Genomic DNA, 26,928 nt, shown 5'->3' with positions numbered 1-26,928 from the left:
CCCTTTTTTCTTCCTACATGGAAGGGAGAGAATTCGTGCCCCTCATATTAGAGGCACGAATTTCACCTTATTTTTTCTTACTATGATTTGCCTCAATATTACCTTTAATTTGTTTCACTGCACTATCAAGTGCGGATTTTGGTGCTTCTTTATCTGATACAACTAATTGAAGCGCATCTCCAGCTGGTTTCCAAACTTCTTGCATTTCTGGAATGTTTGGCATTGGAATTCCATTTTCAGATTGTGTCGCAACCGCTTTTGCAGCCTCATTTTCTTTAATGATTGGATCTTCCATTACTGATTTTACTGGTGGAATTTCTTTCGTTTTCTCAAAGCGAATTTTAGCATTTTCTTCATTTGTAACCCACTCAGTAAATTTTGTAGCTAAATCATTTTGTTTAGAGAAGCTTGTTACATGCCATCCTTTTACGCCAACGAACGTTTTCATCGGTTGACCATTTGGTAATTTCGGCATTGGAGCAACACCATAGTCTATTCCAGCCTTTTCCATCGCTTGGAATGCCCATGGACCATTCATAATAGATGCTGCTTTTCCTTCATTAAATAATCCATCTGCAGCTGAACCACCAGATTCACCGATAATACCTTTCGGGAATAACTTTTCTTTATACCATTTTTGAATATATTCAGCACCTTGTACCGCACCGCTATTATTTAATCCAATATCATTTGCATTTGGCTTTCCATCTTTTTCACCAAATACATAACCACCCATACCTGCCATAAATGCATTAGCAAAGTAGAAGTTATCTCCTAGTGCTAAAAATCCGTATTTTCCATCTTTCGTAAAGTCTTTTGAGAAGTTAAACAGTTCATCCATCGTTTCCGGCGCTTTTTGCATCATTTTTTTATTATAAATAAAGATTGGTGTTTCAATCGCTTTTGGTAAACCATATATTTTTCCGTTATATGTTTGTGCTTCTATTGATAAATCTGTAAATTTACTTTTTACTGTATCATCTACTTTCACTTCTGAAAGTAGCCCTTCTGTTACCGCATTACCAATATGATCATGTGGCAATGTTACAACATCTGGCCCTGTGCCAGCTGGACCGTCGAGACGAAGTTTTTCTATTTGTTTCGTCATCTGAACCTCTTCAACTTTTACTTTCACATTATATTTCTTTTCAAAACTTTTCACCGCTGGCTCTAGACCCACACCTTTTTTCTCATCTTCCCAAACAAGAAGATCATAATCTTTTTTCGCTTTACTTTCCTCTTTTTTCCCTGAATCTTTCGGTCCACATGCAGATAACATACCAATAGATAATGCTGAAACCGTTAATAATGATAATGCTTTCTTCATCCCAAAAACCTCCCTAAATTGTCTATGTACCTTAGTAACTGAAAACGTTTGCATTTAATAGTTTAATTGAAGCGCAAACAATATCTCAAGTCTATGAAAACGTTTGCGCTATTTGTCTATCATTATACATTCTTTTATTCATTTTGCAAATATTAATTTAAAAATTATGTCATTATACTCTTTATACATTGACTTTATATTAAATGAATACTACTCTTATAAGCAATATTAAAGCTATAAAAAAGGCAATCGTTTGCAATATAGGCTTTATTATTACACTTAAGGGAATACTATGTATAGAGATATTGAAGGGGGATTTTCTATATGTTTAAAGAAGCCATTTATCATAGGCCGAAAGATAATTATGCATACGCTTACGATGAACAAACAATTCACATCCGAATACGTACTAAGAGAGATGATGTTCAAAGCGCCGATCTTATTTACGGTGATCCTTACGAATGGAAAGATGGGAAATGGATATCAGCAAGTACACCAATGAAAAAAACGGGTTCTACTGCATTATTTGATTATTGGTCCATTGCAATCGAACCAAAATTTAAGCGCTTACGTTATGGGTTTGAATTAAAATCTGAAACAGACACTCTTATTTATACAGAGCGAGGATTCTTTTCTAACATTCCAAATAATGATGTTGGTAACTTTTTTTGTTTTCCATTTATTCATGCAGATGATGTATTCAAAGCACCATCTTGGATTAAAGACACCATTTGGTATCAGATTTTCCCTGAACGATTCGCTAATGGCGATAGTACGCTGAATCCAGAAAACACCCTTCCTTGGGGAAGTGCGAATCCTACTCCAACTAATTTTTTCGGTGGGGATTTTGCTGGTGTTATTCAAAACCTTGATTACCTTGTTAAGCTTGGCATTTCCGGAATATATTTCACACCTATTTTCAAAGCTCATTCAAACCATAAATATGACACAATTGACTATATGGAAATTGATCCACAATTTGGGACGAAAGAAACTTTTAAAGAGCTCGTTGAAGAATGTCATAAGCACGGTATAAAAGTCATGCTCGATGCTGTGTTTAATCATAGTGGATACTTTTTCGAGAAATTTCAAGACGTACTAGAGAATGGTGAGAAGTCCGCATATAAAGAGTGGTTCCACATTCATGATTTCCCGATTATAACCGAACCACTTCCAAATTATGATACTTTCGCCTTTACACCGTATATGCCTAAATTAAATACAGCTCATCCAGATGTAAAAGAGTACTTACTTGAAGTAGGACGTTATTGGGTACGAGAATTCAATATAGATGGCTGGCGCCTTGATGTCGCAAATGAAGTCGATCACAACTTTTGGAGAGAATTCCGAACTGAAATAAAAACATTAAATCCTGAAGTATATATTTTGGGAGAAATTTGGCACGATGCCCTTCCGTGGCTACAAGGTGATCAATTTGATGCTGTCATGAGCTATCCTGTTACAAACGCTCTACTTTCTTACTTTGCTAACGATTCCATTAAAGCAAGTGAATTCATGAAGCAAATTACAGAATCTCTACATTCCTACTCTATGAATGTAAATGAAGCAGCCTTTCATTTATTAGATAGCCATGATACTCCAAGAATTTTAACAACATGCAATGGAGATAAAAATAAGTTGAAATTGCTCTATGTATTCCATCTTTCTTTCATCGGCTCTCCATGTATTTATTACGGAGATGAAATCGGCATGGATGGTGGTATGGACCCCAATTGCCGTAAATGTATGATTTGGGATACTAAAGAACAAGATCATGCATTATTTACACATATACAAACATTGATTTCATTACGAAAACAACATGCAGCTTTTGGAGGACATGGTACTTTTCAATTCATCGAAGCAAATGATGAACATAATTATATTTCTTATACGAAAACATATGAGGATGAAACTATCTTTTTCGTTTTAAACCCTACTAATAGTGAAGTTACAGTTTCACTCCCTCTTCATGTTACTGGTAAGAAAATAATTAACATTTATACAAATGAAGAATTTTCAGCAGAAGCAAGTGTATTACAAGTTACACTTCCTCCATATGGATTCTCCATATTAAAATGGTAATCAAAAAAGCCTTATGCCAAGGTGGCATAAGGCTTTTTCTTATTTCAATTTGAATACCATCGCTTCATACGGACGTAATGTAATGTTATCTATCGATCCGATTTCTACATCGTAATTGTGTATGAATAATTCTGATTCACTATAACTAATATCCTCAGGCATTTCAAATACACTTTCATCCGCAGTAAAGTTTGCAATAACAAGTAGTTTTTCGTCTCCATATGTTCTTACATAAGCAAAAATAGAAGGATTATTCTCTAATATTAAATCATATGATCCATATACAACTATTTCATTATTTTTGCGTAGCTCAATTAATTTCTTATAGTAATAAAAAATTGAACCTTCATCTTGGATTGCTTGTTTCACATTAATCTCTTTATAGTTAGGATTTACAGTAATCCAAGGCTCACCCGTTGTAAATCCAGCGTGATTCTGATCATCCCACTGCATTGGAGTTCTAGCATTATCACGACCCTTTATATAAATAGATTCCATTACTTTTTCTATATTTTCACCATGGTCTATCACTTTTTCTTTATACATATTTAACGTTTCAATATCTCTATATTCATCAATTGATTGGAATCGAACGTTCGTCATTCCGATTTCTTCACCTTGATAAATATATGGCGTCCCCTTCATCATATGAAGAACTGTCGCTAACATTTTTGCAGATTCAATGCGATACATTCCATCGTTACCAAAACGAGATACAACGCGAGGCTGATCATGGTTATTCCAATAAAGGCTATTCCATCCGGTATGCTCTAATGCTTTTTGCCACTTTGTTAAATTCTCTTTTAAAGTAAGAAGTGAGCATGGTTTTACATCCCACTTTCCACCTTCTCCTGAATCTAAATCCATATGTTCAAATTGGAATACCATTTGCAACTCTTTTCGTTCTTCTCCAGTATACAATTTGGCTTCTTCTGTCGTTACACCTGGCATTTCACCAACCGTCATAATATCATAATTCGATAATACTTCCTCATTCATTTCATGCAAATATTTATGAATGTTTGGACCGTTCATAAAATGTTTATGACCTGAAACATAACCATCTTCATCTGTTTCAACTGTTGGTAACCCTTCTTCTTTAGAAATAAAATTGATAACATCCATGCGGAATCCATCAATTCCTTTTTCTAACCAAAACTTCATCATCTCATAAACATCTTGTCTTACCTTTTCATTATCCCAGTTTAAATCCGGTTGTTTTTTAGAAAACAGATGTAAATAATATTCATCCGTCATTTCATCATACTTCCATGCAGATCCACTAAAAGCAGCTCCCCAGTTGTTTGGTTCTTTCCCTTCTTTTCCAGGACGCCATATATAGTAATCTCTATATTTATTATCTTTTGATTTACGTGATTCAATAAACCAATTATGTTCATCAGATGTATGATTAACAACTAAATCCATCATCAATTTCATATTACGTTCATGCATTTCATGTAATAGTTCATCCCAATCTTCCATTGTTCCGAACTCGTTCATAATTTTACAATAATCACTTATATCGTAACCATTATCATCATTTGGAGATTCATAGACTGGTGATAACCAAATCACATCAATCCCTAACTCTTTTAAGTAATCTAGCTTTGAAATAATCCCTTGAAGATCTCCTATACCATCACCATTACTATCCATAAAGCTACGAGGATAAATTTGATATACTACGCTTTCTTTCCACCATTGTTTTTCCATTATGCTACCCCATTTCATTCATAATTCATTTTTCTCTTTTTTAAGGCGCAAACGTTTTCATTAATGAATGATAACAGATTCTATCTCAATTTAAAATAGCGCTTACAATTTTTATTGTTCTTTTTCTAAGAAAACATGCGAAAATCACTAATAATTCTCCAATATATGAAAACGTTTTATTTTTTTATTTATTTTTTGAATCTATTCGTTTATAATGAACTCAAAGAAAACGTTTGCATAATTATTTCTAGGGGGAAATACCATGGCAGAACTTAAATTAGAAAACATTTATAAGATATATGATAATAACGTAACAGCTGTAACTGATTTTAATTTACACATTCAAGATAAAGAATTTATCGTATTTGTCGGTCCTTCTGGATGCGGAAAATCTACAACATTACGAATGGTAGCTGGACTCGAAGATATTTCAAAAGGCGAGTTTTCAATTGATGGTAAACTAATGAATGATGTTCCTCCAAAAGATCGAGATATCGCAATGGTCTTCCAAAACTACGCTCTTTATCCACATATGAGTGTATATGATAATATGGCATTTGGATTAAAACTTCGAAAAATACCAAAAGATGAAATCGATCGTCGTGTAAAAGATGCAGCAAAAATTTTAGGACTTGAACAATATTTAGATAGAAAACCGAAAGCATTATCAGGTGGACAGCGCCAACGTGTTGCGCTAGGTAGAGCAATCGTTCGAGATGCAAAAGTTTTCTTAATGGACGAGCCATTATCAAACTTAGATGCTAAACTCCGTGTTGCAATGCGCTCAGAAATTTCTAAGCTACATCATCGCCTTGGAACAACAACAATTTATGTAACACACGACCAAACAGAAGCAATGACTATGGCTTCGCGTCTTGTCGTTATGAAGGATGGAAAGATTCAACAAATTGGAACACCAAAAGAAGTATATGAAACACCAGAAAACATTTTCGTGGGTGGATTTATCGGGTCACCAGCGATGAACTTCTTCCGTGGTAAATTGACTGAAACCGATTTCGTTATAGATAATACTATAAAAATCAAAGTATCTGAAGGAAAAATGAAGATGCTACGTGAACAAGGCTATGTAAATAAGGAAATTGTTTTAGGTATTCGCCCGGAGGACATTCATGATGAACTACTATTTTTAGAAGCTTCAGAATCTACTACTTTCACAACAAAAATTGAAGTTGCTGAATTGTTAGGTGCTGAATCTATTTTATATATGAAACTTGGAAATCAAGATTTTGCAGCACGTGTTGATGCAAGACATATATTCTCACCTGGAGACCAAATTAAATTGGCATTTGATTTAAATAAAGCGCATTTCTTTGACAGCCAAACAGAACAACGTATTCGCTAAAAAAATTTCCTTCTATATAACATACAAAAAAACCGTCCACATATATCGAGGGCGGTTTTCATTATTATACTAGGGCTTCTACTGTATGAAATGATTGTCCTTTCGTGCCAATAATACCGAAAATCGGTAAATCACTAAGCACCACTTCTTCTTGCTGTTTCATAAAAGATGACGTTAATTGTTTTATCTCTATCCAAACGTCATTAATACAAAGTACATTGGAATCGTTCTCTTGTTGGCGAGAAAAAATCGAATCTATTTTATATAAACCAGCATTTTGAAAAAGCATGTCAATGCGACTGAATGCATTCAAAGTAATGCTAATAACGCGTTGCCAATCTCCTTGCTTTTCCATATCATAGAATACAAAAAGGGCTTCTCCGCCTAGATTCGTAATTTCCTCCACTGTTGCTTGTCCACTTTCTTGATCAATGTCCGTCACAATTACTTTTGCGCCTTGTTTAGCCAACAAAAGAGCTGTATTACGTGCAATACCGATGCCACCGCCAGTTACGATAGCAACTTTTCCTGCAAGCTTCATTTTCATTACCCCTTCTATAAGTCTTACCGTCATTCAGTATACTCCTTTATGAGATTATTCTGCAAGCAAGAAAAATTGCTATTCGATTTGTAAACGTTTACTTTTTATCCTTCTTTTTTCTTACTCTTACGCTGATCAAGAACTAGACCGATAAAAATGAGAATGCCCCAAAAAATTATGCTACCTCCTGTCATCTCAACTTCCCCCTTATTATATAAAGTAAAACTTTAATCAGCCCCGAATGGTGAGATAAAGATATTATTTTTAATTATTATACCATTATCTTAATTTTCAATCTATTATAAATAGAAATGACACATTTTAGCTTTTCCTTACTGTAAATATTCACAATATACTTATAAAATAAAAAAAAGACCCTTTTTATATATAAAAAGGGTCTTTTTTTATTTTATTATACAAGACTTATTATTTTCGTCTTTGTAATTAAGTCCTGAAAACCGCAATTGTCTTTGCGGAACAACATCATATATACGTTACATATTAATGGAATTCCTAATAGCAATACGTTCGGTAATAACACTACAAAAAATCTTATAATTAATGTTTGCAACGTTAGCTTTTCACTCTTCAATGAAATTAATTTTATTCTCGTTACCTTTTTTCCAAGTGTAACACCGTTCCAGATAAAGGGTAACACAATAAAATATATCGCCATTAATATAAAAACTACTGCGAAATCATATCTAAAATCACCTAAACTTATATTAAAGCGCTTAAACATAGCACTATAGTTTCCGGTCATAACAGCTACTACTGCACCATACATAACCGAGATTAAAAACATGTCAATTAGGGAAGCACCTATGCGATTCATTACAAGCGCTGGACGATGCATCTTTAACTTCATTTTATGTCGACTCCTTCATATCCTTCTTTACCCGTCTCATCGTACCACTTCTAAAAAACATTGTAAACTAGCGTTTCTCTTACTTTTCTTGTACAATTTGTTACAATAGCATTATAAAGGAGGTTCCCATATTGAAAAAATGGATAATCCTATTCGTCGCCTTCCTATTAACTGGTTGTGCAGGAAACACAGGTCACTTAACTTATACGGTTAACGATGAATACGAACTCATACGTACTTCTGGAAATGCATTTGAACTTTTCCCCTCGCAAGATGCTGTATATGCCACACAATACATCCCTGCAAAAATTACAGACATTGCTTGGGATGATAAATACATTATTGCAAAACAAACCGAGGAAAAATCAGATCCGAATAACCCTGACGCAGCAATTGCAAATAAAAAAAGTGAACATTATTGGATTATTGACGTAAAGCACAATAAACGTTTCGGTCCCTACAATGAAAAGCAATTTAATGAACAAAAAGATGCGTTTAAAATTAAGGTGCCTTTTCAAAATGTAGATTCATACATAAAAGAAATAAAAAAACAGTCAACATAATCTTTTGAGTGCTGACTGTTTTTTCTTACATTATTTTAAAAACACATTACTCCGAAAGTGAGATGTTAAACGTTTGTGGCTCTTTTACAACATCTTGTGTTTCTGAATCTCCTGCAAGTAAATCATCAGTTGTAAACTGAATATCCTTTACCTTGTCTTTTCCATCGTCAAGTATTAAACCAATAATACCATCTCTTGTTTCACCAGGCTTATAGTCTTCTCTTGATACATTTTTTGTACCAACTAACGTATCTTCGTCATATAAAAAGTTTTGAGTGGCTACTTTAAAATGTTGCTTACCATTAATCATAACATCATTCATAGAGAAAAATTGCATATTTTTATTTCCGGTATTCTCCACTTTATATGTAATCTCAACGTAACGAATTGTATTACTAATCTCTGTTCCACTTAGCGATGCATATAATTCTGCATCTTCTTGGCTTACTTTATCCCCTAATCTCCGTTTTACTTCTTCAGGAGTTAGTGCCGTGTATACTTTCAATGTTTTTTTTGCCTTTTCACTCATCTGTGATAAAGAAATTACTTTCACATCTTGTACGTGAATTTTCATTGGTGCTACTTCAAATGTTTGATTCACAGAATGCATCTGCTCTAACTTGAAAGTACCCCATCCTGTTTCTTTCACTTTTTGTCCTACTTTTTTCAGCTCACGCCCACCATATTCTTTTGTTTCAGGAATAGATTCTTTCTTCTTCGGTTCAGCTTTCTTTTCTTCTTGATGGAAGCAACCACTTAACATAAGAAGAAAACTACATAAAACAAAAATACTTTTCCATGCTTTCATCATTTCATTTCTCCTAACGCTATCATTCATGAATATAAAATTAGTCCCTGGCTTTGTAAACTATAGAAACAATGACAAGTCCACAAAATGAACTTGTCAGTCCAGATACTATTATACCTCCAATTTGGAAAATATGAAAATAGGGATCTAGGAACGCGTGCACGATAAATATAATAGTTGCTACAACAATTACTGAAACCCAATACTTTCTTTTTTCCGAAGCTAAAATAAGATCTTTACCCATTTCATTTCTATACTTCCATAAAACGTATACTAATAATAGAAAACCAATACATGTACTTCCATGTTGCATATATTTATAAACAGAGATACCGTACCATTCTCTTTGTAATAATGGTATTTTCATAACAAAATAGCCTGTCTTATGAGTGAATGCATCCCAAACAACATGCGTTAACATACCGAATAATGCTGAATAACAAAATACAAAAAGATTCTTCCATCTATGAAGCTCCCACCGCTTGTCTACTACATATGTATAATACCCAGCAAACGGTTTAGGTAAATGCGTTATAAAAGGCTTTTTTAAAATGTAATGATATATGTATGCTAACAAGAAGACCAGTGGTAAATTCAAATATAAGAATCCAAGCCACGTATGCCCAATTACACCATACGGTCTAAAGTGTAAAAAATATTCAAAGTCAGGCGCCATACTACCTAATATAAGAGCCGTTACTGAAATATGTTTAGAATGCTTTTTCGCAAAAGGAAGAACTGCTGCTGGATGTGCAAATGTAAACGGCATACTTTAACTCCTTCTCACATTTTCAATAGAATACCATATATCATAACGAGAGAATGGATCTTCATGCAATATTTATTTTCACATTGGAATATGATAGTTTAAATGATATAATCCACATAAAATATTCAGAAAATAAGGTAGGGATTCAGGTGTCATTAACACTTGTATTTGCCGCCTTTTTAGAATCAAAATCCGTTATGAATTGAGGTTTATATATTGATTGACGTACCCTTTTTACAAAATGTCACATTAAAAAAAGAAAATATCCCTAGTTTTTCCGCATATCCTTACTGCTTACCTGCTATCCGAACATTACAATCACTAGTTTTTCATCCAAATGTAACATTCATTATTGGAGAAAATGGAACGGGTAAATCAACATTACTTGAAGGAATTGCAATTGCGTTAGGCTTTAATGCAGAAGGTGGAACGAAGAATTTCCGCTTTAGCACTAACGATTCACATTCATCTTTACATGAATACCTTCGAATTTCCAAAAGTTTCAATACACCAAACGACGGTTTCTTTCTTCGCGCTGAATCATTTTATAACGTTGCTTCTTATATTGATGAAATAGATGCTATAAAATCTTACGGCGGCGTTTCACTACACGAACAATCTCACGGCGAATCATTCTTTTCCTTATTTATGAACCGTTTTTCAGGACAAGGTTTATACATTTTAGATGAGCCTGAGGCAGCTTTATCACCAATGAGACAACTTTCCATGCTTATTCGAATGCATGAGCTAGCGGAACAAGGTTCACAATTTGTTATTGCGACGCATTCTCCTATTTTAATGGCCTACCCTGAATCCACTATATATTCTTTAACACAAGAAGGGATTCACGAATCCACATTAGAAGAAACTGAGCATTATCAAACGACGAAACTTTTCTTTGAAAATCGCGATCGATTATTCCATCATCTATTTGAGTCATAAAAAAAGAAGCAGCAATAGCTGCTTCTTTTTTATAGTGCTTCTATAAATAAGGCAACCCCGATACCGCCACCGACGCATAAAGAGGCAATTCCTTTTTCTAACCCACGTCTTTTTAATTCGTGAATTAAACTTACCGTAATACGAGCCCCTGTACAACCAATTGGATGCCCAAGTCCTACGCCACTACCGTTTACGTTCACTTTTTCACGGTCTAAACCTAACTCTTTCTCTACAGCTAAATATTGAGCCGCGAAAGCTTCATTAATTTCAAGTAAATCTGCATCTTCTAATGACCAATCCACTTTTTCTAAACCTTTACGAATTGCTGGTGCTGGTCCAATACCCATAATTTTCGGGTCTACTCCAGCTACTGAATATCCAACAATTCTAGCTAACGGTTGTAAGCCTTTTTCTTTCGCTTTTTCTTCGCTCATTAATACTAGAACTGCACTTCCGTCATTCAGGCCAGATGCATTACCTGCAGTTACAGACCCATCTTTACGGAATGCTGGTTTTAACCCTGCTAATTTTTCCGCTGTAATATCTGCACGTGGATGCTCATCCTTCGAAAATACTACTTCTTTTCTACGTTCTTTTATTGTAATAGGAACAATTTGATCGTCAAAGTGTCCAGACTCGATTGCCTTCAGTGCCAATGTATGACTGCGAAGAGCAACTTCATCTTGTTCCTCTCTTGTAATTTCATATTGTTCAACTAAATTTTCCGCTGTTTCACCCATCATAATATGGTGAATCGGATCTTCTAACACTTCCCACACCGTATCACGAATTTCTCCGTGCTGTAGACGTTGTCCCCAGCGGTGCTGTTTCAATGCATAAGGGCTCGAACTCATCGCTTCTACTCCACCTGCAACAACAACATCACTTACACCTAATTGGATTTGCATTGCAGCTGACATAATTGCTTGCATACCTGAAGAACATTGACGTTGGATTGTATATCCCGTAACTGTGTCAGGAAATCCTGCCGCTAATGCAGCTGTTCTCGCTGTATTTGCTTCATCAGTTCTTTGAATACAATGACCTAAAATTACTTCATCAACTTCATGTGGTTCTACCCCGCCTCGTTTTACAGCTTCCTGAAGTACAGGAACAGCTAATTCTACTGGCGTTACATTTTTTAGCGCTCCTCCAAAAGTTCCAATTGGCGAACGAACTGCAGCTGTAATAACAACATTATGCATTTTGTACTTGCCCCTCTCTTATGTACCCTAGTAAGTTTTTAGGTGAAATTCCATAAGATGTATATCTATAACTATCATACTATAAACATACTAAAAAATCAAAATATTTAATATAATAAAAATAGAAGGAATTAACCTTCTATTCTGTCAGTGCATATAAAAACTTTTGCAAAATTTTCTCTGTCGTTTCATTCAATTTTGGCAACTTATCTACTGGAAAATATTGAAGTTTCAACCCTTCATGATCGAGCTTTAATTCCCCGCTCACATGATGTGCCTGATACAGATGAATGACATTGAAAATTTCATCGCCATTCGGATAACGGAAATATACTTCTTTTCCTGATAGAACACCAAGAAATTGCATTATTTTTGCAGTTAACCCCGTTTCCTCAAATAACTCTCTACGTGCCGTTTCTTCTGTCGTTTCACCCAGTTCCATCGCCCCGCCAGGTACACCCCAATCATATGTATCTGAACGATATTGAAGCAATACTTCTTGTTTATCATTTAATATAATGATTGCTGATCCTACGAGAATAAGCGGTCTTGTACCAACGACTTTTCGTAACTCTTCAATATACCCCATATGTAAATTCCCCTTTCCCTAACCTCCCTTATCATAACAAAATTTCTCTCTTTTTGTTCATGTAATTTTAAAGAAAAAAAGGAAGCTTTCGCCTCCGTTTTTTCATCTTTATTTCTTAAAACTTTCATATTTTACAGCTTCAAAAGCTTCCTCAATTTCATCATTACGATAATGGACATATGTAAAACGACCCAATTCTACTAATCTTGCTATTTCCTGTAACGCTTTATGCTGCTCATATGTTTCTTTCAGCTTAATATGTACATAAAACTTCATTAAAGGATGTTCATATAAAGGTTCTCCCACCTCTACATATACATCTTCAACCCCTTGTACAACTCTTACATAACTCGCAAATTGATAAAGTGCTTCTCTGTCTGAAACGATTTTTAATGTATACATATATTCTCCCCCTTTCCTTTACTATATCAAAAAGACGGCCACACAATGTTATAGAACTATGAAATTTTTTCGACTTGTCATCTATATATTCAATAAAGAAGGCGTTTATCCATACATGACATCTTTTTCCCACATATATTATAGGAAGAACTTTTTTCATTTGAGGTGTTCCTTATGGATCCATACGTCAATATATGTATTTGTATTACTCCCGGTGCCGATATTTCTGATGACCGCATCGCAAAAGATTTAGCTGTTGCAGAATCAATTTGGCACCCCATTACATTTCAAATTCAAGAAGTAATTGTATTAAATGAACTTTTCCGTTTTTTTGACCGTGAAATCAGTTATAAAAATTCCATTCAAAGTCAAGAAAAGTTGGCATCCTTTTTCCAAACATGTGTAAATGAAGCTCCTGAATGCGACCTTTATATTTGTTATATTGGCAGTGATTATTTCAAAGAAACAGCAGTAATTGCCTGCGCTTATTCTTTAGCAAAACAACAGCAACTTACTGGCTATATCGTTTTAACAAATTCGGCTGCCCCTATGAAAAATATATATACGCTCGCTCACGAAATCGGTCATATTTTATTTACAAGACGTATTCATGGAAAACTTACTCATGCAGATCCTCATTCTCCAACCGGCTCGGAGCACCACCCTTCTCCAACAAATCTTATGTATCCGATAGTCCCTCGTCCAGAAAACGTTCATATTCATTCCTTATTAACAACAGAACAAAAAGCGCTCTCTTTACAAAGCTCTTTACTACAAAGAAAAAAACAGTAACCCTCATGTTACTGTTTAAAACAACTTGTTCCAATCAACAAACCAAATTCCGGCTGCTAGAAATAAAAATAGACAACTAAATGTAAATGTAATCCCTCTAAAAATCCCTATATAATATTTCTTTGGAAATAATTTTTTGCATATCCAGAGCAGCCGCTTTTTATTGAATTTCTAGTTCCCAATTTTTCTTTCTTCAATTTTTAAAGACCATCTCATTAATCCATATATACTTCCATACATAAGTAAGATCTTTGCAATTCCCCAAAATACATTTCTTTCTTCTAAGTCTTTAAATAAGAACATAATCGCAAGAGGAACAATTAGTACCACAACACCCATCCAACCAAGAACATATACTTCACCAATAAGAAGTAATAAAAATATAGTTACTGCTAATATATATGTCTGTATTGTCGACAATTGTAAAATTGGTGTCCCATACCATTTATTCATAAATATTAATAACACTAATAATAAAATAGGTATCATCACTACTACATAAATAATTCCAAACTCTACTAATTTACTTTTAAAAGAAGACATTCTAAACGCAACAATCGTTCCAATAATCGTAATGATTAAAACGATAGGATAACCGATTAACTGTACATTCGTTAACGTAAATTGTTGATTCGGATTTCCAAATAAAATATTTGTAAGTAACCAATATCCTCCTATTCCAATTATCATTCCTAAAATAGTCTTTATACTCCCGCTTTTATCCTTCTCCATCTCTTTCGCTAATTCTTCCGCATACTCTTTTGGTGAGTCACCAAATATGTCCCTTACCGTCTTCCCCTTTTTTTCACCTTCTATTAAATGAAGCTCTGCATCTTCTAGAAAGGCGTCCACCTCTTCTTCTTTAATCCCTTTTGTTATTAAATATACTTTCGTATCAATTAAAAACTTTTCTCCTTCTTTAGAAACATTCATTATAACCCCTCCCTTATTTAACCATTTCTCTTCTATTCGTCTTCATCATAATTTCAAGGAAAATTAAAATAAACAAACTTCCATATAAACATATAATTTGAAATAACATTGGCATGAGATCTTCAGATGTAAATGTTTTAAACATTAACATAATAGAAAGCGGAATGATTAAATATAAGTTTTTAAACCATCCTTCAAAATATATATTTATAGCTACTGTTATCATAAAAATCCCACCAGCTACTATATAACTTTGGACTTCGGTGAATGTGAGCATTTTTGTAGGATATATCACATCTAATATCGTAACAGCTCCTAATAAAAACAATGGAGCAATCATAACTAAAGACCACATGGAAAACCATGTTTTTGTAAAGCTTGTGACGAAGGTCATTTTGCGAAGTAGAAAATTAGGACCTATAACAACTAAAATCAATGAAAAACTGTAACCGATACACTGAATAAGTGAAATCTGTAACATTCCATTATTCACTATTAAGATAGAAGCAATAATCCAAAAAGATACGATATTCATTACTGTAAAACCAATTTGCTTCCACGTTTCCTGTCTATCTCTTTCCATCACTTTTACAAGTTCATTTGCATATTCTTTCGGTGAGCTTCCGAAAATATCTTCTACACTCTTCCCCTCACTCTCACCTTCTATTAAATGAAGTTCTGCGTCTTCTAAAAAGTTTTCAATATCACTTTCTTTCACACTCTTTGCCGTCAAAAATAATCTCATATCTAACAAAAACTTTCGTGCTTCACTTGATAACATTATTTTCTCCTTCCCTTCCCTTCAAGTAGACGTTCTACACTACTTTGCATCGCTTCCCAGCGATCCATAAATTCATCAAGTGCTTCCTCGCCTTTTTCTGTTAATGTGTAATATTTTCTCTTTGGACCAGATGGAGATTCCTTCATTACGCTTGTTATTAGTCCTTCTTTTTGCATTCGTATTAATAACGGATAAATACTTCCCTCACTCGCCATTGTAAAACCATACTTTGCTAGCTTCTCACTCATTTCATAACCGTATATTTCGCCTTCAGAAATAATAGCAAGTAAGCATCCTTCTAAGATCCCTTTCAGCATTTGACTTGTCGACATAATTCAAATCCTCCTACTATCTTGTTTTACAAGATAGATAAACGTAAGTATCTTGCTTTACAAAATAGTATAGCAAAGACTATTTTGCAAAACAAGATAGCTAACGATATTTTTTCCAAATGTTTGCAGGATTTTCATTATAACCTCTCTAAATAGAGCACTATGAAAACTTTATTATGAAGGGATGTTTTTCATCATGGTTACAAATCGAGTTGTCTTTTTAACAGGTGCTGCGAGTGGTATTGGATATGAAATGGGAAGTGCTTTTGCAAAAGAAGGTGCAAAAGTTGTGATTACTGATCGTCTTGAAGAACGTGCGAAAGAAGCTGCTGAGCAATTACAAAGTGAAGGTTTTCAAGCTATCGGTTTAAAATGTGACGTTACATCTGAAGAGGAAATTACAGCATCAATTTCTCAAACAGTTAGTCATTTCGGTTCATTAGATATATTAATTAACAACGCAGGAATGCAACACGTTTCACCCATTGAAGACTTTCCAACGGAAAAGTTTGAGCTACTAATTCAAATTATGCAAATTGCTCCGTTTATCGCAATTAAGCATGCCTTTCCGATTATGAAACAACAAAAATATGGTCGTATTATTAATGTCGCTTCTATTAACGGCCTTGTCGGGTTTGCTGGAAAAGCTGCCTACAATAGTGCAAAACATGGCGTAATTGGATTAACAAAAGTTGCCGCTTTAGAAGGTGCTACGCATGGTATTACTGTTAATGCCCTTTGCCCTGGTTATGTCGATACCCCTCTTGTACGTAATCAACTACAAGACTTAGCTACTACACGAAATGTACCACTTGAAAATGTTTTAGAAGATGTTATTTATCCACTCGTCCCACAAAAGCGCTTATTACAAGTACAAGAAATCGCTGATTATGCTATGTTTTTAGCGAGTGAAAAAGCTAAAGGTATTACTGGTCAAGCTGTCGTTATCGATGGTGGCTATACTGCTCAATAAAAAATAAAGTTTGCTCAAGAAGAGCAAACTTTATTTTTTATTGCGAGGATCTTCGTACTTTAGTAATTGCCGCGGGAGCTTCTCAATTGCAACAATTACCCCCTCTAATTTACTTTCAATACGGTGGAGTAAATATAATGTTACAACAATTGGAAACCCTACATTACCTATCATCTTGATCCACTCTTCCATCCTCTTCTCCTCCTTTCATTATATAAGTAAGAGAAAACAATGCATTTAGGCATAAAAAAACAAGCTATTATGTATTAGCCTGTTTTTCAAATAATGATGCAATTTCTCGTTTATAATCCCCGCTTATAATACCTTTCTCAGTAATAATTCCTGTAATTAATTCGTTCGGTGTTACGTCAAATGCAGGGTTATAAACATTCGTTCCAATTGGTGCTACTTGTTTTCCAAAGATTTTCGTAACTTCTGTTTCATCTCTTTCTTCAATAATTATTTCGGCTCCAGTTTCTTTCGTAACATCAAATGTTGACAGTGGCGCAGCAACATAAAATGGGATATCAAAGTGCTTTGCTAAAATAGCTAAATTCATTGTCCCTATTTTATTTGCCGTATCTCCATTTGCGACAATTCGATCCGCCCCTACAATAATTGCATTTATTTCTTTCGTTTGAATAGCATGAGCTGCAGTATTATCTGTAATAAGGGTCACATCAATATTTGCTTGCTTCAATTCCCAGGTCGTTAAGCGACCACCTTGTAAAACTGGTCTCGTTTCACACGCATATACATGTAGACGCACACCTTTCTCTTTTCCAATATAAAAGGGAGCTAATGCAGTTCCATATCTGGCAGTTGCGATACTTCCAGCGTTACAGATTGTTAAAATATTATCGCCATCTTTAAAACATGTTAACGCATATTCCCCAATATTTCGGCACACCTCTTCATCTTCCTGCTGAATGCGAAGCGCTTCTTCTTCTAATGTTTTTTGTGCTTCTTTTATTGTAGTAATCTCTCGAATAGATTCTCTCATACGATCAATTGCCCAAAATAAATTTACTGCTGTCGGGCGTGACGTTCCTAAATAATTACAATCTCTATTAAACTTCTTTTGAAATTCTTCAATATGTACAGTGTTATATTTTTTTGATGCAAGCGCCAAGCCAAATGCAGCTACAATTCCAATTGCAGGCGCTCCTCGTACTTCTAACATTACGATACTTTTCCAAACCTCTTCAATAGTCGTCAATGTTTTGTATTCTGTGCTATGCGGCAATTTCGTTTGATTTAATACCGCAATTGCATCACCTTTCCAGCTTACAGATCTCGGAACAGTAACAATTGTACTCACGCTTTTACGCCCCCTGAAACTGTCTGTTGAAATAATGTTCGAAACAGTTGAATATCAGCACTTTTAGATTCATATTTTATTAGTTCTTTACCTAAGGATAGCGCTTGTTTCTTAGCTTGAATTCTTGTTTCTTTATTTTCTATTTCATCTAAATCTGCTACATGAGCTAAACCAATTGTTCTACGAATCAGTTCACATCCGGCAAATCCAACTGCATCAGTAAAGATATTTTGCAAAATAATTGGTAACCATTGTTTTTCTTTCGTATATGCTTCTACACCTTCTCCAATCCATAATTTTGTAAAATTTTCTACAAAATAACTCCACGTCTTTTCTATATGGAAAAATAGTACACTTCTTTTTTCTTCTTCTCTAGATAAAGCATTTAGTAATAGATTTGCAATAAATTGACCTATGTCAAATCCAAATGGGCCATATGTCGCAAATTCTGGATCAATCACTTTCGTTTCAGAAGGTGACGAAAAAATACTACCAGTATGTAAATCACCATGAATAAGAGTTTCTTTTCTTGTTAAGAACTTATATTTATATTGTGCTACTTTTAGTTTTAAAGTTTTATCACTCCAAAGTTCATCAACCACTAGCTGTAAATCTGGCTCATAATCATTTGTATCATAATGTCCAAACGGATCTGTAAACACTAATTCCTCTGTAATTTTACAAAGGTCCGGATTTACAAAGGTACCTTCTAGTACCCTCTTCTCTTCTGATTGTAAACCAAAATCTGAAGTGTAAAATAAAACATGTGCTAGAAAACGGCCGATATGCTGGGATAAAAGCGGATATTCTTCTCCGTCTATTAATCCTTTTCTTGTAATTGTTAGTCTTGATAAGTCTTCTATTACCGTTATCGCTAACTCTTCATCATGACTGTACACTACTGGAACATAATCCGGTACATACTGTGCAAAAATTTGTAATGCCTTGCTTTCAATCGTTGCTCTTTTTATAGACAATGGCCAGCTTTCACCAACTACTTTCGCATAAGGCAGTGCTTGTTTTATTATAATTGATTTCTCTCCATCATCTAATTTGAACACGTAATTTAAGTTTCCGTCTCCAATTTCATGACAAACGACATTTGCCTTTGCTTCAAAATAGCCATGATCTTTCGCATATTGTACAGCTGTTATTTCTGTTAATGAATAATATCCCATCGTCTTCTCCCCCTTTTTAAATTCAGAGGTTTTTCTAACATAGAAAAACCTCTTTCCACTAAGAAAGAGGTTTGAAGTTTATCTTCTCCCCTCTTATCTGCCAGAAAGTTTTACTTTCTGCTGGAATTAGCACCGTGCCTTTTGGCGTAATAAACGCCCCATTTCACAATGGTATTACGGTCGGTTGCTGGGCTTCATCGGGCCAAATCCCTCCACCTGCTCTTGATAAGAGTTGTATAATTTTTTGAATTTTTAACTTTATGTTGAAGACTATACCAAGAATAAAAATCACTTGTCAACATTTTATTTGTATAATTCTGGACGGCGATCCGCAAAAACTGGAATTCCTTTACGTACTTCTTTAATTTTCTCGAATTCAAGCTCTCCAAATAAAATTGATTCCTCTTCATTCGCCTCTACTACAACTTCACCCCAAGGGTCCACAATTAAAGAATGACCCGCAAATACATTATTTGGATCCTTTCCCGCTCTATTACATGCAACAACATAACACTGATTTTCAACTGCTCTTGCTTGCAATAGCAAACGCCAATGTGCTAAACGAACTAATGGCCATTCAGCTACAACAAATAATACTTTTGCCCCTTTAGCAGTATGGACACGCATCCACTCTGGAAAACGAATATCATAACAAATTGTTCCAGCGCATTCAACATCATCCAGCTTAAATTCGCCCGTACCATTACCGGCTATTAAATATTTATGTTCATCCATAAGCTGAAATAAATGTACTTTACTATATTCGTTGACTAGCTGTCCTTCATTATTTACAACATACATCGTATTTGTAACGCCTTGCTCTGTTTGCTTTGCTATAGAACCACCAACAATATGTACATCATATTGCTTCGCCCATTCTATTAACTTTTCTTTCGTTTCCACTCCATCCCTATCTGCAATTTCAGAAAGTCTCGTTAAATCATATCCTGTTGTCCATAGTTCTGGTAAGACGATAACATCTGGCCTTTCCTTCATAGCTTCGCTTATTTTATTTTTAGCATTCTCAATATTTTTTTCTACATCTCCAAAAACAATATCCATTTGAATACATGCGACTTTCATTTTTTCAGCCCCATTCTTATTTTTTTCTTTACAAAATACTGGAAAGATTATATCATTTGTCACTAGAATTGTAACAACTTTCAAAAGAGGTGGAAAGTATGAAATTATTTCAACCTTCTGAGATAGTAACATCATTGCCAACACAATTTTTCGCTTCACTTGTTGCAAAAGTTAACAAAGTCGTTGCAGCTGGTCACGATGTTATTAATCTAGGTCAAGGTAATCCAGATCAACCAACACCGCAGCATATCGTAAAAGCTTTACAAGATGCTGCCGAAAAGACCATTCATCATAAATATCCGCCATTTCGCGGACATGAAAGCTTAAAGGAAGCCGTGACTACATTCTATAAACGTGAATACGGCGTCGAATTAAACCCAAAAACTGAAGTTGCTATTTTGTTTGGTGGGAAGGCTGGACTAGTAGAATTACCAATTTGTTTTACAAATCCTGGTGATACAATTCTCGTTCCGGATCCAGGCTATCCAGATTATTTATCTGGGGTTGCCTTAGCAAAGGCACACTTTGAAACCATGCCGCTTATTGCAGAAAATCATTTTTTACCGGATTATAAAAAAATTGACGACTCTATCGCTGAACGGGCAAAGTTAATGTTTTTAAACTATCCAAATAACCCTACAGGTGCTACTGCATCAAAAGATTTTTTTGATACAACCATTCATTTTGCTAATAAACATAATATATTAGTTGTTCACGATTTCGCTTACGGTGCTATCGGATTTGATGGTCAAAAACCTGTTAGTTTCTTGCAAGCAGATGGTTCGAAAGATATAGGAATTGAAATTTACACGTTATCAAAAACTTTCAATATGGCTGGCTGGCGTATTGCTTTTGCAGTTGGAAATGAAAGTGTCATCGAAACCATTAACCTATTGCAAGATCATATGTATGTTAGTATTTTTGGTGCAATTCAAGATGCTGCTCGCGAAGCACTATTAAGTTCACAGTCTTGTGTAGTAGATCTTGTAAATAGTTACGAATCTCGGAGAAACGCTCTTATTTCAGCTTGTCACTCAATTGGTTGGAATGTAGACATTCCAACCGGATCATTCTTTGCATGGCTTCCTGTACCAGAAGGTTATACATCCGAGCAATTTTCTGATATTTTACTAGAAAAAGCACACGTTGCAGTTGCTCCTGGTGTTGGATTTGGTGAACATGGCGAAGGGTATGTCCGTGTTGGTCTCTTGCATACAGAAGATAGATTACGAGAAGCCATTAATCGAATTGATAAATTAAATTTTTTCAAAAAGTAATTGACAACATGAAAAATATCTGACAAAATTCAGTTATCTTAAAAATTTAAACATTTCTAAATACTTCTTATCAAGAGCAGGTGGAGGGACGAGCCCGACGAAACCCGGCAACCGATCTACAATCGTAGACACGGTGCTAATTCTCGCAGCATTATGCTGACAGATAAGGAGCTGGTTGTAAAAAAACCTCTCCTTAGCTGAGAGGTTTTTTTATTTAACTAGGAGGTTATAACAATGAGCGGAATTATAGCGACGTATTTAATCCATGATGATTCACATAACTTAGAAAAAAAAGCTGAGCAAATTGCTCTTGGTTTAACAATTGGCTCTTGGACTCATTTGCCACAATTATTGCAAGAACAATTAAAGCAACATAAAGGCAACGTCATTCATATTGAGGAATTAGCTGAACATGAACATACGAATTCGTATTTACGTAAAAAAGTAGAACGCGGAATTATTAAAATCGAATATCCGTTATTAAACTTCAGTCCAGATTTACCAGCAATTTTAACGACTACATTTGGAAAGCTATCCCTTGATGGCGAAGTAAAATTAATTGACTTAACTTTTTCAGAAGAATTGAAAGAACATTTTCCTGGTCCAAAATTCGGGATAGATGGGATTCGAAACCTTTTACAAGTGCATGATCGTCCCCTTTTAATGAGTATTTTTAAAGGAATGATTGGACGAAATATTGGGTATTTAAAAACGCAATTACGTGATCAAGCAAGTGGTGGTGTAGATATAGTAAAAGATGATGAAATATTATTTGAAAATGCATTAACACCACTTACGAAACGCATTGTATCTGGAAAAGAAGTTTTACAATCCGTATATGAAACATACGGACATAAAACGTTATATGCCGTAAATTTAACAGGACGAACTTTTGATTTAAAAGAAAATGCGAAACGTGCAGTGCAAGCTGGAGCTGATATTCTATTATTTAACGTATTTGCTTACGGACTAGATGTACTGCAATCACTTGCAGAAGATGATGAAATCCCAGTTCCTATTATGGCACACCCTGCTGTAAGTGGTGCTTATTCAGCATCTAAGTTATATGGAATTTCATCTCCATTATTACTCGGAAAGCTACTACGCTATGCTGGGGCTGACTTTTCATTATTCCCATCTCCATACGGAAGTGTTGCGCTAGAAAAAGAGGAAGCTCTTGCTATCTCAAAATATTTAACTGAAGACGATGCATTTTTCAAGAAGAGCTTTTCTGTTCCATCTGCTGGTATTCACCCTGGTTTCGTTCCCTTTATTGTACGAGATTTCGGTAAAGATGTTGTTATTAATGCTGGCGGCGGGATACATGGACATCCAAATGGAGCGCAAGGCGGTGGTAAAGCTTTCCGTACTGCAATTGATGCTACTTTGCAAAATAAACCACTCCATGAAGTAGATGACATAAATTTGCATAGTGCACTACAAATATGGGGAAATCCCTCTCATGAGGTGAAATTATGAGTATTCAAGTATTTTGTGATTTCGATGGCACGATTACAAATAATGATAACATTATGTCCATTATGGAAAAATTCGCACCACCAGAAGCTGAAGAAGTAAAGAATAGAATTTTATCACAAGAGCTATCTATTCAAGAAGGTGTTTCTCAATTATTTCGATTAATACCTACTCATCTGCACGATGAAATTATTCAATTTTTAATAGAAACTGCTGAAATTCGTAATGGTTTTCATGAATTTATACAATTTGTAAATGAAAATAACATTTCTTTTTACGTTATATCAGGTGGAATGGATTTCTTCGTCTATCCACTCTTACAAGGACTCATTCCAAAAGAGCAAATTTACTGTAATGAAACAGATTTTTCAAATGAATACATTACGGTGAATTGGCCTCATCCTTGTGATCATCATTGTCAAAATCATTGCGGATTATGTAAATCATCACTCATCCGTAAATTGAGTGATACGAATGACTTCCATATTGTGATTGGAGATTCAATTACTGATTTACAAGCTGCGAAACAAGCAGATAAAGTATTTGCTCGTGACTTCCTTATTACAAAGTGTGAAGAGAATTATATTGCTTATACACCGTTTGAAACATTCCATGATATTCAAAATGAATTAAAACATTTGTTGGAGGTGAAATCATGAAACAACTTTTTCGTCAATGGTATGACTTAAGCGAGATAAAAAAAGAATTAACAACTCGAAATTGGTTCCCAGCAACAAGTGGTAATATTTCTATAAAAGTTAGTCATGAGCCACTTACTTTTCTCATTACAGCAAGCGGTAAAGATAAAACAAAAACCACTCCAGATGATTTTCTATTAGTAGATCATGTAGGAGTTCCCGTTTTAGAGACTGAATTACGCCCTTCAGCAGAAACAATATTGCATACACATATTTATAACAATACGAATGCCGGGTGCGTACTTCATGTTCATACAACTGATAATAATGTCATCACAAATTTATATAGTGATGCAGTTACCCTTCAAAATCAAGAAATTATTAAAGCTCTCGATATTTGGGAAGAAGGGGCAACAATTCACATTCCTATTATCGAAAACCATGCCCATATCCCAACGCTTGGAGAAAACTTCCGAAAGCATATACAAGGTGATTCGGGAGCGGTATTAATCCGTAACCACGGTATTACCGTATGGGGCCGAGATAGCTTTGATGCAAAGAAGAGATTAGAAGCTTATGAGTTTTTATTCCAATTTCATATAAAACTATTATCAATTCAAGGAGGCGTTTCTAATGGCGCAAATTCGTATTCATGAAGTAAATACTCGTATTGAAAATGAAGTGGAAGTATCTAAATTTCTACAAGAGGAAGGCGTTTTATATGAGAAATGGAATATTTCTAAACTTCCTACTCATTTAAATGAAAATTATTCTTTAACAGATGAAAACAAAGCTGAAATATTAGCTGTTTTTTCAAAAGAAATCGCTGATGTTTCAGCACGTCGAGGTTATAAAGCACATGATGTAATTTCACTTTCAAATAGCACACCTAACCTTGACGAATTATTAATTAATTTCCAAAAAGAACATCATCATACAGACGACGAAGTCCGCTTTATCGTCAGTGGTCATGGCATTTTCGCTATTGAAGGCAAAGATGGGAAATTCTTTGATGTTGAACTTGAGCCAGGCGATCTAATATCTGTTCCAGAAAATGCAAGACATTATTTTACCTTGCAAGATGATCGTCAAGTTGTAGCTATTCGTATTTTTGTAACAACTGAAGGCTGGGTTCCAATCTATTAAGGTAGTTAGTTGAATAAAAGGACTTGGATCCCCTTTTCCAAACTTTTATTCACTCTACATATATACATCCTCCTATGGAACAGGCTTATTTCACTTTTGAAATAAGCCTGATTTTTTATTTACTCAAAAGTACCATTTCATCACAAATTTAACGCCTTGATTTTTCAAGTGTATTTTTTGAACATTTATTGAACATTTATTGAAATCTTTCTGAAAATTCTGTTTTAAATGTGATATACTACAATTAACTAAGAAGGAAAATAATATCGCAAACAGAGGGGGATAATCATGAGCTTACTTATCGCACTTATACTTGGAGTTACATGTGGAGCATTTCCTGTTATTTTAGGAGCTATTATGGAAGAGTTAGAAATTGGTGTTTTAGGATTTGTCGCATCTTGTGTAAGCGCTTTATTATTTGGTTTATTCGGCGCTATTCCTGTTTCAATTCTGTGTGCTTTTTATATAATACGCCATGCTCGTACAAAACAATTTGGTCCTAATCACATCGCACAAATTATCCCATTCCCGGTTGAACGATGTCGCCGCGCTTCTAACTTATAATGACTAAATAAATAAAAGTCCTCAAATGAGGACTTTTATTTATTTTCTTCTAGAAATTGAAACAATTCTTGTAGATGTAGGGCATCTTCACCATAGCTAACAGATACATGAAATATACCGTCAATCTCAGCTTGCATATAAAGATCCACTCCATCACGATCATATTTCAATGCCAAATAAAACTCCATTTCTTCTAACATCTTTTTAGAGGTTCGAATTACATAATGCCCCTTCTCATCTCTTCCATATTCAAAGTCTGGTTCAAAATCATATTTTTGTTTAAAAGCTTCTTTTTGTTTTTCATTAATTTGCATACAAGTAGCTCGCTGTACAGTATCAATCATCTCATCAAACTTTTGAAGGTCCACCTCGTTTACCCCCTTATATATTTTTTATATAATACTTGTGTTCCACTATTTTCTTCGCCATCCTTAATTAACTCTTCATACAATTCTTTCGCCAAACTTAAGCCTGGGACTGGTAATTGTAATTTCTCTGCTTCCTCTAAAGCAATTTTCATATCTTTCATAAAATGCTTTACATAAAATCCTGGCTCAAAGTCTCCTTTTAACATTCGAGGAGCTAAATTACTTAATGACCAACTACCTGCTGCCCCTGTTGAAATACTCTCTAACACTTTATCTGGATTCAATCCAGCCTTCTTCGCGTAAGCAACAGCCTCACATACTCCAATCATATTGGAAGCAATCGCAATTTGATTGCACATTTTTGTATGTTGTCCACTCCCAGCTGGTCCTTGTAATTGAATGTTTGTTCCTAACTTTTCAAGTAAAGGTAAGCATCTATCATATATTTCTTTCTCTCCACCTACCATAATTGCGAGTTTTGCTTCTTTCGCACCAACATCTCCTCCTGAGACAGGTGCATCTAACGTATATATATTTTTGCTTTTTGCAACTTCATTAATACGTTTTGCTAAAGTAGGTGTAGATGTCGTAAAGTCAATTGCTATCGTACCTTCTTTTGCATGTTCTATAATTCCTTCTATACCAAAATACACTTCTTCTACATCATGTGGATATCCAACCATTGTCATTACAATATCAACTTGCTTCACTAACTCTTTTGGCGTATCACACCATTGTGCACCATCTTGCACTAAAGAATCTGTTTTTGCTTTCGTTCTATTATATACATATACTTTATGACCATCTTGCATTAAGTGATAAACCATACTTTTTCCCATTACGCCAATACCAATGAAACCTATTGATAAAGTTTTATGTTCCATTTTC

At 34.7% G+C, this 26,928-nt stretch carries 31 protein-coding genes, 1 pseudogene and 2 riboswitches; of the genes and pseudogenes, 12 read left to right on the top strand and 20 right to left on the bottom strand.

From position 1 onward, the window contains the following. Positions 1 to 67: 67 nt before the first annotated feature. Positions 68 to 1,327: an extracellular solute-binding protein gene (locus AC1Q8L_RS12485; RefSeq protein ID WP_000709931.1), complete on the bottom strand. Its 1,260-nt coding sequence runs from the start codon at positions 1,325 to 1,327 to the stop codon at positions 68 to 70. 324 nt (positions 1,328 to 1,651) lie between these two features. Between AC1Q8L_RS12485 and AC1Q8L_RS12480 the strand changes: the two genes are divergently transcribed. Then, on the top strand, positions 1,652 to 3,412 hold the full coding sequence (locus AC1Q8L_RS12480; RefSeq protein ID WP_061659894.1) for an alpha-glycosidase: 1,761 nt from the start codon (positions 1,652 to 1,654) through the stop codon (positions 3,410 to 3,412). Positions 3,413 to 3,451: 39 nt separating this feature from the next. On the opposite strand, the gene malL is transcribed toward AC1Q8L_RS12480, so the two are convergent. Next, positions 3,452 to 5,128 carry an oligo-1,6-glucosidase gene (gene malL / locus AC1Q8L_RS12475; RefSeq protein ID WP_000415172.1) on the bottom strand — a complete coding sequence of 559 codons (1,677 nt, stop codon included), beginning with the start codon at positions 5,126 to 5,128 and terminating at the stop codon, positions 3,452 to 3,454. A 262-nt stretch (positions 5,129 to 5,390) separates the two neighbouring features. Here malL and AC1Q8L_RS12470 point away from each other — a divergent pair, with 262 nt between their 5' ends. Then, the gene (locus AC1Q8L_RS12470) at positions 5,391 to 6,491 is read left to right on the top strand and encodes an ABC transporter ATP-binding protein (RefSeq protein ID WP_098311698.1); all 1,101 of its coding nucleotides are present in this window, start codon (positions 5,391 to 5,393) and stop codon (positions 6,489 to 6,491) included. 64 nt (positions 6,492 to 6,555) lie between these two features. Here the strand turns inward: AC1Q8L_RS12470 and AC1Q8L_RS12465 are convergent, their stop codons facing one another. From AC1Q8L_RS12465 to AC1Q8L_RS12455, 3 genes are all read right to left on the bottom strand, one after another. Then, complete coding sequence (locus AC1Q8L_RS12465; RefSeq protein WP_000218406.1) at positions 6,556 to 7,065, bottom strand: SDR family NAD(P)-dependent oxidoreductase; 510 nt, start codon at positions 7,063 to 7,065, stop codon at positions 6,556 to 6,558. Positions 7,066 to 7,136: 71 nt separating this feature from the next. Further along, positions 7,137 to 7,226, bottom strand: a complete 90-nt coding sequence (locus AC1Q8L_RS12460; protein ID WP_000145638.1) for a hypothetical protein — start codon at positions 7,224 to 7,226, stop codon at positions 7,137 to 7,139. A 218-nt stretch (positions 7,227 to 7,444) separates the two neighbouring features. After that, the gene (locus AC1Q8L_RS12455; RefSeq protein WP_000769096.1) at positions 7,445 to 7,900 is read right to left on the bottom strand and encodes an RDD family protein; all 456 of its coding nucleotides are present in this window, start codon (positions 7,898 to 7,900) and stop codon (positions 7,445 to 7,447) included. A gap of 131 nt (positions 7,901 to 8,031) precedes the next feature. Between AC1Q8L_RS12455 and AC1Q8L_RS12450 the strand changes: the two genes are divergently transcribed. After that, positions 8,032 to 8,463, top strand: coding sequence for a DUF3997 domain-containing protein (locus tag AC1Q8L_RS12450; RefSeq protein WP_000758786.1), 432 nt, complete (start codon positions 8,032 to 8,034; stop codon positions 8,461 to 8,463). A 46-nt stretch (positions 8,464 to 8,509) separates the two neighbouring features. Here AC1Q8L_RS12450 and AC1Q8L_RS12445 read toward each other — a convergent pair whose 3' ends face one another. Further along, positions 8,510 to 9,274 carry a hypothetical protein gene (locus tag AC1Q8L_RS12445; protein ID WP_000973896.1) on the bottom strand — a complete coding sequence of 255 codons (765 nt, stop codon included), beginning with the start codon at positions 9,272 to 9,274 and terminating at the stop codon, positions 8,510 to 8,512. Between the two features lie 37 nt (positions 9,275 to 9,311). Next, entirely contained in the window at positions 9,312 to 10,040 is a 729-nt protein-coding gene (locus tag AC1Q8L_RS12440; protein ID WP_061659896.1) for a DUF4184 family protein, read from the bottom strand. Between the two features lie 216 nt (positions 10,041 to 10,256). Here AC1Q8L_RS12440 and AC1Q8L_RS12435 point away from each other — a divergent pair, with 216 nt between their 5' ends. Continuing rightward, positions 10,257 to 10,982, top strand: coding sequence for an AAA family ATPase (locus AC1Q8L_RS12435; RefSeq protein WP_000568009.1), 726 nt, complete (start codon positions 10,257 to 10,259; stop codon positions 10,980 to 10,982). 29 nt (positions 10,983 to 11,011) lie between these two features. On the opposite strand, the gene AC1Q8L_RS12430 is transcribed toward AC1Q8L_RS12435, so the two are convergent. The 3 genes from AC1Q8L_RS12430 to AC1Q8L_RS12420 form a co-directional block, all read right to left on the bottom strand. Next, on the bottom strand, positions 11,012 to 12,187 hold the full coding sequence (locus tag AC1Q8L_RS12430) for an acetyl-CoA C-acetyltransferase (RefSeq protein ID WP_000552075.1): 1,176 nt from the start codon (positions 12,185 to 12,187) through the stop codon (positions 11,012 to 11,014). A 139-nt stretch (positions 12,188 to 12,326) separates the two neighbouring features. Next, positions 12,327 to 12,776, bottom strand: a complete 450-nt coding sequence (locus AC1Q8L_RS12425) for an NUDIX hydrolase (protein ID WP_002005651.1) — start codon at positions 12,774 to 12,776, stop codon at positions 12,327 to 12,329. Between the two features lie 108 nt (positions 12,777 to 12,884). After that, a complete protein-coding gene (locus AC1Q8L_RS12420) occupies positions 12,885 to 13,178 on the bottom strand; it encodes a DUF3928 family protein (RefSeq protein ID WP_000288330.1) in 294 nt (97 codons plus the stop codon). Positions 13,179 to 13,352: 174 nt separating this feature from the next. On the opposite strand from AC1Q8L_RS12420, the gene AC1Q8L_RS12415 reads away from it, so the two are divergent. Further along, positions 13,353 to 13,970, top strand: a complete 618-nt coding sequence (locus tag AC1Q8L_RS12415) for an ImmA/IrrE family metallo-endopeptidase (RefSeq protein ID WP_000371606.1) — start codon at positions 13,353 to 13,355, stop codon at positions 13,968 to 13,970. A 15-nt stretch (positions 13,971 to 13,985) separates the two neighbouring features. Here AC1Q8L_RS12415 and AC1Q8L_RS12410 read toward each other — a convergent pair. The 4 genes and pseudogenes from AC1Q8L_RS12410 to AC1Q8L_RS12395 all read right to left on the bottom strand — a co-directional run. Beyond that, positions 13,986 to 14,129, bottom strand: a pseudogene (locus AC1Q8L_RS12410) (DNA-binding protein); the annotation flags it as partial. 12 nt (positions 14,130 to 14,141) lie between these two features. After that, positions 14,142 to 14,903, bottom strand: coding sequence for a DUF1129 domain-containing protein (locus AC1Q8L_RS12405; protein ID WP_001103075.1), 762 nt, complete (start codon positions 14,901 to 14,903; stop codon positions 14,142 to 14,144). A gap of 13 nt (positions 14,904 to 14,916) precedes the next feature. Further along, positions 14,917 to 15,684 (bottom strand): DUF1129 domain-containing protein, encoded by a 768-nt coding sequence (locus tag AC1Q8L_RS12400; protein WP_000952892.1) that lies wholly within the window; start codon positions 15,682 to 15,684, stop codon positions 14,917 to 14,919. Next, a complete protein-coding gene (locus AC1Q8L_RS12395; RefSeq protein ID WP_000107977.1) occupies positions 15,684 to 16,016 on the bottom strand; it encodes a PadR family transcriptional regulator in 333 nt (110 codons plus the stop codon). The genes AC1Q8L_RS12400 and AC1Q8L_RS12395 overlap by 1 nt, the downstream gene beginning before the upstream one ends. Positions 16,017 to 16,212: 196 nt before the next feature. Between AC1Q8L_RS12395 and AC1Q8L_RS12390 the strand changes: the two genes are divergently transcribed. Beyond that, entirely contained in the window at positions 16,213 to 16,989 is a 777-nt protein-coding gene (locus AC1Q8L_RS12390; protein ID WP_000258450.1) for a 3-hydroxybutyrate dehydrogenase, read from the top strand. 30 nt (positions 16,990 to 17,019) lie between these two features. On the opposite strand, the gene AC1Q8L_RS12385 is transcribed toward AC1Q8L_RS12390, so the two are convergent. The 4 genes from AC1Q8L_RS12385 to AC1Q8L_RS12370 all read right to left on the bottom strand — a co-directional run bounded on the left by AC1Q8L_RS12385 (position 17,020) and on the right by AC1Q8L_RS12370 (position 20,655). Next, a complete protein-coding gene (locus tag AC1Q8L_RS12385) occupies positions 17,020 to 17,181 on the bottom strand; it encodes a YvrJ family protein (RefSeq protein ID WP_000393338.1) in 162 nt (53 codons plus the stop codon). A gap of 67 nt (positions 17,182 to 17,248) precedes the next feature. Then, complete coding sequence (gene mtnA / locus AC1Q8L_RS12380; RefSeq protein WP_000104616.1) at positions 17,249 to 18,310, bottom strand: S-methyl-5-thioribose-1-phosphate isomerase; 1,062 nt, start codon at positions 18,308 to 18,310, stop codon at positions 17,249 to 17,251. Next, positions 18,307 to 19,488 carry an S-methyl-5-thioribose kinase gene (gene mtnK / locus AC1Q8L_RS12375; RefSeq protein ID WP_000542679.1) on the bottom strand — a complete coding sequence of 394 codons (1,182 nt, stop codon included), beginning with the start codon at positions 19,486 to 19,488 and terminating at the stop codon, positions 18,307 to 18,309. Before mtnK ends, mtnA begins: the two co-directional genes overlap by 4 nt. Positions 19,489 to 19,578: 90 nt before the next feature. After that, positions 19,579 to 19,720: riboswitch (SAM riboswitch) on the bottom strand. A 71-nt stretch (positions 19,721 to 19,791) separates the two neighbouring features. Further along, positions 19,792 to 20,655 (bottom strand): carbon-nitrogen family hydrolase, encoded by an 864-nt coding sequence (locus AC1Q8L_RS12370; protein WP_016512349.1) that lies wholly within the window; start codon positions 20,653 to 20,655, stop codon positions 19,792 to 19,794. Positions 20,656 to 20,669: 14 nt separating this feature from the next. Here AC1Q8L_RS12370 and AC1Q8L_RS12365 point away from each other — a divergent pair, with 14 nt between their 5' ends. The 6 genes from AC1Q8L_RS12365 (at position 20,670) to AC1Q8L_RS12340 (ending at position 25,672) form a co-directional block, all read left to right on the top strand. After that, complete coding sequence (locus tag AC1Q8L_RS12365) at positions 20,670 to 21,848, top strand: pyridoxal phosphate-dependent aminotransferase (protein WP_072940328.1); 1,179 nt, start codon at positions 20,670 to 20,672, stop codon at positions 21,846 to 21,848. 64 nt (positions 21,849 to 21,912) lie between these two features. After that, a riboswitch (SAM riboswitch) is annotated at positions 21,913 to 22,018 on the top strand. Positions 22,019 to 22,082: 64 nt separating this feature from the next. Further along, entirely contained in the window at positions 22,083 to 23,327 is a 1,245-nt protein-coding gene (gene mtnW, locus AC1Q8L_RS12360; RefSeq protein ID WP_061659899.1) for a 2,3-diketo-5-methylthiopentyl-1-phosphate enolase, read from the top strand. Continuing rightward, a complete protein-coding gene (gene mtnX / locus AC1Q8L_RS12355; RefSeq protein ID WP_000027487.1) occupies positions 23,324 to 23,983 on the top strand; it encodes a 2-hydroxy-3-keto-5-methylthiopentenyl-1-phosphate phosphatase in 660 nt (219 codons plus the stop codon). The genes mtnW and mtnX overlap by 4 nt, the downstream gene beginning before the upstream one ends. Continuing rightward, complete coding sequence (locus AC1Q8L_RS12350; RefSeq protein ID WP_000811341.1) at positions 23,980 to 24,618, top strand: methylthioribulose 1-phosphate dehydratase; 639 nt, start codon at positions 23,980 to 23,982, stop codon at positions 24,616 to 24,618. Before mtnX ends, AC1Q8L_RS12350 begins: the two co-directional genes overlap by 4 nt. Beyond that, on the top strand, positions 24,596 to 25,108 hold the full coding sequence (locus tag AC1Q8L_RS12345) for a 1,2-dihydroxy-3-keto-5-methylthiopentene dioxygenase (RefSeq protein WP_000057317.1): 513 nt from the start codon (positions 24,596 to 24,598) through the stop codon (positions 25,106 to 25,108). Before AC1Q8L_RS12350 ends, AC1Q8L_RS12345 begins: the two co-directional genes overlap by 23 nt. Positions 25,109 to 25,396: 288 nt before the next feature. Then, positions 25,397 to 25,672, top strand: a complete 276-nt coding sequence (locus AC1Q8L_RS12340; RefSeq protein WP_000054659.1) for a hypothetical protein — start codon at positions 25,397 to 25,399, stop codon at positions 25,670 to 25,672. 35 nt (positions 25,673 to 25,707) lie between these two features. Here the strand turns inward: AC1Q8L_RS12340 and AC1Q8L_RS12335 are convergent, their stop codons facing one another. Both AC1Q8L_RS12335 and AC1Q8L_RS12330 read right to left on the bottom strand, forming a co-directional pair. Next, positions 25,708 to 26,040 carry a DUF3909 family protein gene (locus AC1Q8L_RS12335; RefSeq protein WP_000365617.1) on the bottom strand — a complete coding sequence of 111 codons (333 nt, stop codon included), beginning with the start codon at positions 26,038 to 26,040 and terminating at the stop codon, positions 25,708 to 25,710. A 5-nt stretch (positions 26,041 to 26,045) separates the two neighbouring features. Further along, positions 26,046 to 26,924 (bottom strand): NAD(P)-dependent oxidoreductase, encoded by an 879-nt coding sequence (locus tag AC1Q8L_RS12330; protein ID WP_000400437.1) that lies wholly within the window; start codon positions 26,922 to 26,924, stop codon positions 26,046 to 26,048. Between the last annotated feature and the right edge of the window lie 4 nt (positions 26,925 to 26,928).

This window comes from Bacillus sp. GW823-FHT06A11, assembly GCF_058795355.1.
This window is presented reverse-complemented; position numbering and strand designations above follow the sequence as displayed.

Bases quoted from the DNA above. Each gene is read 5' to 3' on its own strand.
- AC1Q8L_RS12485 (WP_000709931.1), bottom strand. From the start codon at position 1,327: ATGAAGAAAGCATTATCATTATTAACGGTTTCAGCATTATCTATTGGT.
- AC1Q8L_RS12480 (WP_061659894.1), top strand. From the start codon at position 1,652: ATGTTTAAAGAAGCCATTTATCATAGGCCGAAAGATAATTATGCATAC.
- malL (WP_000415172.1), bottom strand. From the start codon at position 5,128: ATGGAAAAACAATGGTGGAAAGAAAGCGTAGTATATCAAATTTATCCT.
- AC1Q8L_RS12470 (WP_098311698.1), top strand. From the start codon at position 5,391: ATGGCAGAACTTAAATTAGAAAACATTTATAAGATATATGATAATAAC.
- AC1Q8L_RS12465 (WP_000218406.1), bottom strand. From the start codon at position 7,065: ATGACGGTAAGACTTATAGAAGGGGTAATGAAAATGAAGCTTGCAGGA.
- AC1Q8L_RS12460 (WP_000145638.1), bottom strand. From the start codon at position 7,226: ATGACAGGAGGTAGCATAATTTTTTGGGGCATTCTCATTTTTATCGGT.
- AC1Q8L_RS12455 (WP_000769096.1), bottom strand. From the start codon at position 7,900: ATGAAGTTAAAGATGCATCGTCCAGCGCTTGTAATGAATCGCATAGGT.
- AC1Q8L_RS12445 (WP_000973896.1), bottom strand. From the start codon at position 9,274: ATGATGAAAGCATGGAAAAGTATTTTTGTTTTATGTAGTTTTCTTCTT.
- AC1Q8L_RS12440 (WP_061659896.1), bottom strand. From the start codon at position 10,040: ATGCCGTTTACATTTGCACATCCAGCAGCAGTTCTTCCTTTTGCGAAA.
- AC1Q8L_RS12430 (WP_000552075.1), bottom strand. From the start codon at position 12,187: ATGCATAATGTTGTTATTACAGCTGCAGTTCGTTCGCCAATTGGAACT.
- AC1Q8L_RS12425 (WP_002005651.1), bottom strand. From the start codon at position 12,776: ATGGGGTATATTGAAGAGTTACGAAAAGTCGTTGGTACAAGACCGCTT.
- AC1Q8L_RS12420 (WP_000288330.1), bottom strand. From the start codon at position 13,178: ATGTATACATTAAAAATCGTTTCAGACAGAGAAGCACTTTATCAATTT.
- AC1Q8L_RS12415 (WP_000371606.1), top strand. From the start codon at position 13,353: ATGGATCCATACGTCAATATATGTATTTGTATTACTCCCGGTGCCGAT.
- AC1Q8L_RS12405 (WP_001103075.1), bottom strand. From the start codon at position 14,903: ATGAATGTTTCTAAAGAAGGAGAAAAGTTTTTAATTGATACGAAAGTA.
- AC1Q8L_RS12400 (WP_000952892.1), bottom strand. From the start codon at position 15,684: ATGTTATCAAGTGAAGCACGAAAGTTTTTGTTAGATATGAGATTATTT.
- AC1Q8L_RS12395 (WP_000107977.1), bottom strand. From the start codon at position 16,016: ATGTCGACAAGTCAAATGCTGAAAGGGATCTTAGAAGGATGCTTACTT.
- AC1Q8L_RS12390 (WP_000258450.1), top strand. From the start codon at position 16,213: ATGGTTACAAATCGAGTTGTCTTTTTAACAGGTGCTGCGAGTGGTATT.
- AC1Q8L_RS12385 (WP_000393338.1), bottom strand. From the start codon at position 17,181: ATGGAAGAGTGGATCAAGATGATAGGTAATGTAGGGTTTCCAATTGTT.
- mtnK (WP_000542679.1), bottom strand. From the start codon at position 19,488: ATGGGATATTATTCATTAACAGAAATAACAGCTGTACAATATGCGAAA.
- AC1Q8L_RS12365 (WP_072940328.1), top strand. From the start codon at position 20,670: ATGAAATTATTTCAACCTTCTGAGATAGTAACATCATTGCCAACACAA.
- mtnW (WP_061659899.1), top strand. From the start codon at position 22,083: ATGAGCGGAATTATAGCGACGTATTTAATCCATGATGATTCACATAAC.
- mtnX (WP_000027487.1), top strand. From the start codon at position 23,324: ATGAGTATTCAAGTATTTTGTGATTTCGATGGCACGATTACAAATAAT.
- AC1Q8L_RS12350 (WP_000811341.1), top strand. From the start codon at position 23,980: ATGAAACAACTTTTTCGTCAATGGTATGACTTAAGCGAGATAAAAAAA.
- AC1Q8L_RS12345 (WP_000057317.1), top strand. From the start codon at position 24,596: ATGGCGCAAATTCGTATTCATGAAGTAAATACTCGTATTGAAAATGAA.
- AC1Q8L_RS12340 (WP_000054659.1), top strand. From the start codon at position 25,397: ATGAGCTTACTTATCGCACTTATACTTGGAGTTACATGTGGAGCATTT.
- AC1Q8L_RS12330 (WP_000400437.1), bottom strand. From the start codon at position 26,924: ATGGAACATAAAACTTTATCAATAGGTTTCATTGGTATTGGCGTAATG.